A 7,500-nucleotide genomic window follows, 5' to 3' on the forward strand; every position below is an offset into this window, starting at 1 on the left:
GGAACCTGGTCGTTATTATAAACCATGACTGAACCCGGGCCAAAAGAGGCGCTCGGTGGAATAAACCTGGTGCAGCAAAAGTTCAACATAAACCAACTTAATTCCAGGTCTCTCTTTTTCCCGATACGAAGCAAAATTCTCAGAGGCTAATTGCACCGGGGATTCACGTCATCCTGTAGGGGCGCCCACTTCGCCTCATCTGCGACCGGAGCCTTGATGAGTTGTGCGCCCTCTACGCCTTACGGGAGCTGGCGCAAAGTCTGGTACGGCTGCCTCTACAGCTTTCTGGGTGGGAAGCAGGGTTGAAGAGTGAGTGGGACGGGCTCTATTTAGTGCTGAGGAGATGTTATAGCCACCCTACGCCGCGGATGTCCCCTGAGTTGTGGGCAAAGTCAAGCTTCTGAACCGTTGAGGTTCTGGAAGTTTCTTGGTAAAATAGCCCAAAAGGACTATCGTAGGAGGTAACCATGGGTATAAGGGTGGGAATCCTTACTGTTAGCGACAGAGCTTCTAAAGGAGAGTATCAGGATTTAAGTGGGCCTGAAGTCCGCAAGCTGGTAGAAGAAAAGCTTGGAGCAGAGGTTGTAGCAGAAGAGATCGTGCCGGATGAGAAGGGATTAATTGAAGAAGTGCTTAAAAGGTGGGCCGATGAATTGGATTTGGAACTCATTCTGACCACAGGGGGCACCGGATTTACTCCAAGGGATGTAACACCAGAGGCTACCAAAGCCGTGATTGATAAAGAAGCACCGGGTCTTGCTGAAGCTATGAGGGCGGCAAGCCTCTTGAAAACACCCCATGCTATGCTGAGCCGAGCCGTAGCCGGAATAAGAGGCCGGACGCTTATAGTTAATCTACCCGGAAGCCCAAAAGCTGCCCGGGAAAACCTTGAGGTGATCCTCCCGGCTCTACCTCATGGCCTTGATCTCCTCAGGGGGCGAGAGACTCACCATTGAAAAGCCTGAGAAAGTCCAGCGCCGATTCCCACATGGAAACGTTGTTGAAAAGGCAGTAAACTTCACTAAAGGGCTTGCATTGTTCCTTGAGCCAGAGCAAATCCTCATTAGTAAAACGATAACTATATCCTGTTTTCCCGTGAAGCCGAAAGTAAGCCAGCCCTGAAGTAACCGGCAAACGCTGAAAAGGGTCCACGCAGTGGACAAGCTCTAATTCCTCGCACAGCCTCTTTATTAACGAATTCTCCCATTCGCCCCGCGGTTCCCAAGCAAATACGAGCCCTTTCCTGGGAATTGCTCCGAAAAAAGCTCTCATGTTCGCAATGTTTTCATCGGTAGGAACAAAGGCCGCTGGACATTGGAAAACTACCACCCTGGCTTCCAGCGCTTCAGCTATGGCCAGAGTGGTTTCCCAGGCCTGGAAAACTTCAGAGGTTGGGCGAAAGAAACCATAACGGTAGGTTTTATCTCCATCAATCTTAAGACCAGCTTTTCTATAAGTGGGGCTCGATGGAGGATGAGTTATTAGCTGCCAGGCCTTGAGGGTGAATTCAAAATCGGGCGGAGCCTCCTGACGCCATTTCTTGGCGGTTTCCAGCATGGGAGGCTTATAGAAAGTGTTTTGGACTTCCACGAGGTGGAAGGTTTCATAGTAACGGGATTTGGCCGCGGGGAAACCGCAACACCCTACTTTAACCTTCACGGCTTTTATCCTTTTCCATGAGCTCTTCGGCTAAAGCTCTGTAAGCCATAGCACCGATGGATTTGGGCGCGTAAACATTTATAGGCTCGCCGTGGCTCGGAGCTTCGCTGAGCCTTACACTGCGGGGGATTATGGTCCTGAAAACGTAACTCTTAAAGTGAGAGCGCACATCCTGAACTACCTGCTTGGCTAAAGTGGTGTGGGGGTCATACATGGTAAGGACAAGGCCAGCGATGCGGAGGCTTGGGTTCAGGTTGTCTTTCACGAGGCGGATGGTTTTCATAAGCTGGGCAAGGCCTTCCAGGGGTAAGTATTCGCATTGTACGGGTATTATCACCCCCTGGGAAGCTACCAGGGCGTTCACCGTGAGAAGCCCGAGGCTTGGGGGGGTGTCTATGAAAATATAATCGTAACGCCCAGCTATAGGAGAAAGGGCCTTCTTGAGACGTTGCTCTCTGGCTATCATCCCCACCATTTCCACTTCCGCCCCAGCTAAGGCCGGGGATGAGGGCACTATATCCAGCCGCAGCCAGCGGGTAAGAGTTACGACTTCAGCGATGGGCAAGCCTTCTATGAGCACATTGTAGATGGAAAGGGGTAAAGAATTTTTGTCTATTCCCAGACTTGAAGTGGCATTGGCCTGGGGATCAATATCCACCAGCAGGACTTTTTTTCCTGCTTCAGCGATGAAAGCAGCAAGATTAACAGCCGTGGTAGTCTTACCTACTCCGCCCTTTTGATTGGCTATGGCGTAAATCACTCCCATCCGTTCCTCACCATCCACTCTTCAACGGTTTTACGGTCAGGTATCCCGCTCACCCCCGGGGCTTCCACCGAGAAAGAAGCCACAGCATTAGCGAAGCGAGCAGCCCTGCGGGGATCACCGGTTTCATGAAGGCGTATAAGGAAAGCAGCTGCGAAAACGTCTCCCGCCCCGGTAGGGTCCACCATTCTGGCAGGTCTGGCTGGAAAATGTTCTCTTTTTCCCCTCCAGTAAAGGGTAGCTCCTTGCTCGGCCTGGGTGAGCACGAGGATCTCCACAAGGCCCGCATACTCCTCCACAACCCTCAAATCATACTGCACATCTTCCTCGCTCAGAATTAAAGCCTCAACTTTAGGCAGAATCCGGTGAGCCTCTTCCCAGACCCGATACCGAACCAGTCCATCGTCATCCCAGCACCGCATCCAGCCCTGAGGGGTTACCCCTACCAGAGAATTGGGGAAAAGGTTTACTATCCCTTCGTCCACTTCCATGGCCACGGGCCCTATCAGGACGATGGGGACCTCAAGCCAGGGAGCAGGAATGCTGGAGGGCATTATCTTACCGGCTACCTCTCTGATAAATTGAATCCGTGCTCCACTGAGGTAGAGGTTCTGGAATGTGGTAGTAGTTGAGCTATCAACCTTAAAAGCTTCTATCCCTTTGAGAAATTCTTCCAGAGCCAGGTCGTCACCTGCGCAGGTTACTATGGCAGTCCTTTTGCCTAAATTTCGGGCAGTTATGGAAGCATAAGAAGCTGTCCCTCCAATGGTCCAGCCTCCAGGAACCAGGTCCTTAGTAACGTGGCCTATAACTAAAAATTCAGGGGTCTGCTTCATTGGCCCTGGTTTTTCAAGAAGATGGTGACCCGGCGCTTTTCCCCTTCGCCTATGCTTTTGGTGGTGACGGTGGGGTGATTTCTGAGAGCGAGGTGGATTATCCGGCGCTCGTACGGCGGCATCGGTTCCAGCACTATGGTCTTGTGGGTTCTTTCCACCTTTTCGGCCATCCGAAGGGCGAGGCGAGAGAGGAATTTCCATCTTCTAGCCCGGTAATTTTCCACATCCACTATTATGTTGGCGTTCTGGCCTAATCTCTTGCTGACCATCGTCCGGGTCAAAAGCTGAAGGGCGGAAAGGATTTCTCCCTTTTTCCCTATCAGCAGGCTCAGATCGTGCCCTGTAAGGTTAAGGACCAGGGGTGGCTCTTCGCTTTCTTCTCCCACCATATCATGGCCAATTCTGGTGGTGACCCTGGCTCTGAAGCCCATCCTGCTCACCAGCCCCACCAGCATCTCCCTGGCTATTTCCTCCACGCTAAGGGGCTCTTTAACCTTTATCTTCACTCTCGCGGGCTCACTTTTAAGGAAAAACCACCCCCTTTTCCCTTCGGAAATTACCTCTATCTCTACCTCTTCCAGGCTTTTGCCCAGCTCGGCCAGCCCTTTATTTATGGCCTCTTCCACCGTTGAGCCGGTAACTTCAAGACTTTTTGAGGCGCTCGTCATGGGCTTTCCTCCTGGGAGGGGTGGGCTTCTTTTTCCAGCTTTCCATGAATATATACTGCTGGATCATCGTGAAGATGTTCATGACCACCCAGTATAGGCTTAAACCTGAAGGCACCTGGAGGGCAAAGAAGAAAAGCATAAACGGGAAGAAATACATCATCTGATTCATGGTCGTCTGCTGGGGGTCAGAGGAAGGAGGCGTGCTCATCTTCTGGACCGCAAATTGAGTCACCAGGGTGAGGATAGGAAGGATTAAGTATGCGGGCATATCGGGCCACTGCCAGGCAGAGGGGGGCCAGAGCCATTCCAGCCCAATGGGCTTAGCCAGGCTCGGGATAAAGAAGAACCCCTCGGCTAAGACTCCTTCCTGGGCCATATTGTAAAGGGCCTGGTATAGGCCAATCCATACCGGAAGCTGAACGAGGCTGGGTAAACATCCAGCCAGAGGGTTAACCTTAGCTTCCCGGTAAAGCTTCAGCTGTTCCTGAGCCAGTTTTTCCCGGTCCTTGCCGTATTTCTTCTGGAGTTCCTGAAGTTTGGGCTGCAGGTCCTGAAAGGCCTTCATTGCCCGCATTTGCTGGATGTTAAGGGGCAAAGTCAAAAGTTTTATGATAAGGGTGAAAACGATGATCCCAAAGCCGAAAGAATAAGGTATGCCTGCCGATGCTATGGACTGGCTGAGGAAAGTTATGCTTTCCCTTATAGGAGTTACAACAATCAGGTCCCACATTTCTCTCTTCTCCTAAGGAACAGGATCATATCCGCCTGGATTCCAGGGGTGACATCGACCAATGCGTTTTATCCCTAACCAACCGCCTTTCAAAAGGCCATAGCGTGCTATGGCCTGGTAAGTGTACTCGGAGCAGGAGGGATAGAAACGGCAGGTTGGAGGGAATAGCGGCGAAATAAATTTTTGATAAAAGCGGATTAAGAGAAGGACTGCTCTCTTCACTCCTTTTTCTCCTGCCAGAGTTTTGCTTTCCGGAGAACTTCTCTCACAGCTTCCTGGGCATCTATGAGAGAGGCTTTGGCCAGGCCTGCTCTAGCGATGAAGAGAAGATCCCATCCCTTTTTGATGTGGTGCTGATTCAACCTGACGGCTTCCCTGAGGAGCCTGCGAGCCCGATTGCGATGCACTATTTTCCCTATTTTCCGGCTGGAGGAAAAAGCCACCCGCAACTTTCCAGGCTCTCCCGGTAACCCCAGAAGCACCACATAAGGATTGCTCCAGGCCTCTCCCCCGCGTCTTATCTCTTCCACCCGTTTGGGGTCCCTAAGGCGAAGGTGCCAGAGCTTGAACCTCATCAATCAACGGTAAGACGCCATCGTCCCTTTTGACGCCTGGCTTTCAGGACTTTTCTTCCTCCCTTTGTCCTCATTCTGGCCAGGAATCCGTGAACTCTAAAACGATGCCTCACTTTGGGTTGATAAGTTCTCTTGGGCATTTTCCTGATTCACCTCCCTTTCACCCTTCAAGGTGGCGATTTATAGCTTCCAAAAGCTTGGCTTTAGGCATGTAACCAATCAGCTTTTCAACAGGCTTTCCGCCCTTGAAGAGGATAAGGGTTGGGATGCTCATTATGCCGTAGGAAACAGCAACAGAAGGGTTCTGGTCTACATTAATTTTAACCACTTTTAACTTGTCACCCATTTCTATGGCGATTTCTTCCACGAGAGGCGCCAGCATCCGGCATGGGCCACACCATTCAGCCCAAAAGTCCACCAGAACTGGGATTTTCTCTTCCAGAACTTCTTTTTTAAAGGCTTCAGCGTTTACTTCCAAAGGCTTGGTCAATCTACCACCTCCTGAGAAAGAGCTTGAGGGTTTTAATCAGATTTTCCTTATTGGCTTCACCCATGCACCGCTCAATATACCCATCCACCAAGTCCATAGCCACGCTTTCCAGCGCAGCTCTGGCTGCCATAAGCTGGGTGAGGATTTCGCTGCACTCGCGTCCTTGCTCAATCATCTCCCTTATGCCCCTTATCTGGCCTTCTATCTTCACAATCTTTTTCAGGATTTCTTCCATCCTTAGCTTTCTCCAGTGCTTCCTTGAGGGCAGGAGGTATTGGCACAGGTTTACGGTTCCCTTTCATATCCACAAATACCTGGACTGTTCGGCCTTGAGCCAAGAGCTTTCCGGTTTCCCCGTTGATAACCTCATAAGCCAGGACAAAGCTGGTGTTTCCGACATCCTCAACCCATGTCCTAACTTTGATCAGCTCGTCGAAATGAGCCGGGGCCAAATACCGGCAGGAAGCTTCGGCTATGACAAAGCCAATCCCTGCTTTTTCCGCTTCGGCATAGCTAAAACCCAATGACCTGAGGAAATTAACCCTGGCTACTTCAAACCAGACGAAGTAATGGGCATAGTAAACTACGCCCTGGGCATCCGTTTCGGCAAACCTCACTTTCAGTTCTACTTCTCCGATCATGTCCTTCTGGAATTACTTTCAGATTATATCTTAATGGCTCCCAAAAGGCAAACCGCAGATAAAAAAAGAAACCCCTGGCAACGACCTACTTTCCCAGGGGCTCGCGCCCCCAGTATCATCGGCGCTGGCGGGCTTAACTTCCGGGTTCGGAATGGGACCGGGTGTTTCCCCGCCGCTATGGTCACCAGGGGTTTCTTTTCTCAAGCTTTAGCGCCCTAAAAGCTGAATAGGATGGGATTTCGGAGCGGGCTTAAAGAGGGACAAGCCCTCGGCCATTAGTACCGCTTGGCTTCACCCGTTGCCGGGCTTCCACCTGCGGCCTATCAACCTGGTAGTCTCCCAGGGGCCTTACCCGGCTAAGCCGGTGGGGGGCCTCATCTTGGGGCGGGCTTCCCGCTTAGATGCTTTCAGCGGTTATCCCTGCCGGACATGGCTACCCAGCGGTGCTCCTGGCGGAACAACTGGTACACCAGAGGTCCGTCCACCCCGGTCCTCTCGTACTAGGGGCAGCTCCCCTCAAGCCCCCTGCGCCCGCAGCGGATAGAGACCGACCTGTCTCACGACGGTCTGAACCCAGCTCACGTGCCCCTTTAATGGGCGAACAGCCCAACCCTTGGGACCTACTCCAGCCCCAGGATGGGACGAGCCGACATCGAGGTGCCGAGCCTGGCCGTCGATGTGAACTCTTGGGCCAGACTAGCCTGTTATCCCCGGGGTAGCTTTTATCCGTTAAGCCACGGCCCTTCCACGCGGAACCGTGGGATCACTAAGCCCGGCTTTCGCCCCTGCTCGGCTTGTAGGCCTCGCAGTCAAGCCCCCTTATGCCTTTGCACTCAACGGCGGGTTTCCATTCCGCCTGAGGGGACCTTTGGGCGCCTCCGTTACCCTTTAGGAGGCGGCCGCCCCAGCCAAACTGCCCACCTGGCACTGTCCCCCTGCCGGATTACGGTCAGGAGTTAGGGCCAAGACTTAACCAGGGTGGTATTTCAAGGGTGGCTCCATCCAGGCTGGCGCCCAGACTTCTCAGCCTCCCACCTATCCTACACAGGCTAAGCCCTAACCCAATGCCAAGTTGCAGTAAAGCTCCACGGGGTCTTTTTGTCCTGCTGCGGGTAGGCCGCATCTTCACGGCCAGTTC

General features: G+C 52.4%; 12 protein-coding genes and 2 rRNA genes (1 of these 14 only partly in view). 1 reads left to right on the top strand and 13 read right to left on the bottom strand.

What is annotated here, in order from left to right; all coding sequences use genetic code 11:
- The first annotated feature begins 467 nt into the window (after positions 1-467).
- A complete protein-coding gene (gene mog, locus NZ653_05385; protein ID MCS7286550.1) occupies positions 468-956 on the top strand; it encodes a molybdopterin adenylyltransferase in 489 nt (162 codons plus the stop codon).
- On the opposite strand, the gene NZ653_05390 is transcribed toward mog, so the two are convergent.
- From NZ653_05390 to NZ653_05450, 13 genes are all read right to left on the bottom strand, one after another.
- Positions 931-1,659 (bottom strand): DUF72 domain-containing protein, encoded by a 729-nt coding sequence (locus tag NZ653_05390; protein MCS7286551.1) that lies wholly within the window; start codon positions 1,657-1,659, stop codon positions 931-933. The genes mog and NZ653_05390 overlap by 26 nt on opposite strands.
- The gene (locus tag NZ653_05395) at positions 1,649-2,425 is read right to left on the bottom strand and encodes an AAA family ATPase (GenBank protein ID MCS7286552.1); all 777 of its coding nucleotides are present in this window, start codon (positions 2,423-2,425) and stop codon (positions 1,649-1,651) included. The genes NZ653_05390 and NZ653_05395 overlap by 11 nt, the downstream gene beginning before the upstream one ends.
- Positions 2,416-3,258, bottom strand: coding sequence for a PfkB family carbohydrate kinase (locus tag NZ653_05400; GenBank protein MCS7286553.1), 843 nt, complete (start codon positions 3,256-3,258; stop codon positions 2,416-2,418). The genes NZ653_05395 and NZ653_05400 overlap by 10 nt, the downstream gene beginning before the upstream one ends.
- Complete coding sequence (locus NZ653_05405; GenBank protein MCS7286554.1) at positions 3,255-3,926, bottom strand: protein jag; 672 nt, start codon at positions 3,924-3,926, stop codon at positions 3,255-3,257. The genes NZ653_05400 and NZ653_05405 overlap by 4 nt, the downstream gene beginning before the upstream one ends.
- On the bottom strand, positions 3,901-4,656 hold the full coding sequence (locus tag NZ653_05410; GenBank protein ID MCS7286555.1) for a YidC/Oxa1 family membrane protein insertase: 756 nt from the start codon (positions 4,654-4,656) through the stop codon (positions 3,901-3,903). The genes NZ653_05405 and NZ653_05410 overlap by 26 nt, the downstream gene beginning before the upstream one ends.
- Positions 4,657-4,668: 12 nt before the next feature.
- Positions 4,669-4,878 (bottom strand): membrane protein insertion efficiency factor YidD, encoded by a 210-nt coding sequence (gene yidD / locus NZ653_05415; GenBank protein MCS7286556.1) that lies wholly within the window; start codon positions 4,876-4,878, stop codon positions 4,669-4,671.
- The gene (gene rnpA, locus NZ653_05420; GenBank protein MCS7286557.1) at positions 4,875-5,231 is read right to left on the bottom strand and encodes a ribonuclease P protein component; all 357 of its coding nucleotides are present in this window, start codon (positions 5,229-5,231) and stop codon (positions 4,875-4,877) included. The genes yidD and rnpA overlap by 4 nt, the downstream gene beginning before the upstream one ends.
- A complete protein-coding gene (gene rpmH, locus NZ653_05425; protein MCS7286558.1) occupies positions 5,231-5,371 on the bottom strand; it encodes a 50S ribosomal protein L34 in 141 nt (46 codons plus the stop codon). The genes rnpA and rpmH overlap by 1 nt, the downstream gene beginning before the upstream one ends.
- Before the next feature lie 20 nt (positions 5,372-5,391).
- Positions 5,392-5,721, bottom strand: a complete 330-nt coding sequence (trxA, locus tag NZ653_05430; GenBank protein ID MCS7286559.1) for a thioredoxin — start codon at positions 5,719-5,721, stop codon at positions 5,392-5,394.
- A 1-nt stretch (position 5,722) separates the two neighbouring features.
- Positions 5,723-5,932, bottom strand: a complete 210-nt coding sequence (locus NZ653_05435; GenBank protein ID MCS7286560.1) for a metal-sensitive transcriptional regulator — start codon at positions 5,930-5,932, stop codon at positions 5,723-5,725.
- Positions 5,889-6,362 (bottom strand): acyl-CoA thioesterase, encoded by a 474-nt coding sequence (locus NZ653_05440; protein MCS7286561.1) that lies wholly within the window; start codon positions 6,360-6,362, stop codon positions 5,889-5,891. Before NZ653_05440 ends, NZ653_05435 begins: the two co-directional genes overlap by 44 nt.
- A gap of 72 nt (positions 6,363-6,434) precedes the next feature.
- Positions 6,435-6,551: ribosomal RNA gene (gene rrf / locus NZ653_05445) — 5S ribosomal RNA — on the bottom strand.
- A 67-nt stretch (positions 6,552-6,618) separates the two neighbouring features.
- Positions 6,619-7,500: ribosomal RNA gene (locus tag NZ653_05450) — 23S ribosomal RNA — on the bottom strand; it runs 2,113 nt beyond the window's last position.

This window comes from Anaerolineae bacterium (genome assembly GCA_025062375.1).
In the GTDB taxonomy this organism is placed as follows: domain Bacteria; phylum Chloroflexota; class Anaerolineae; order SpSt-600; family SpSt-600; genus SpSt-600.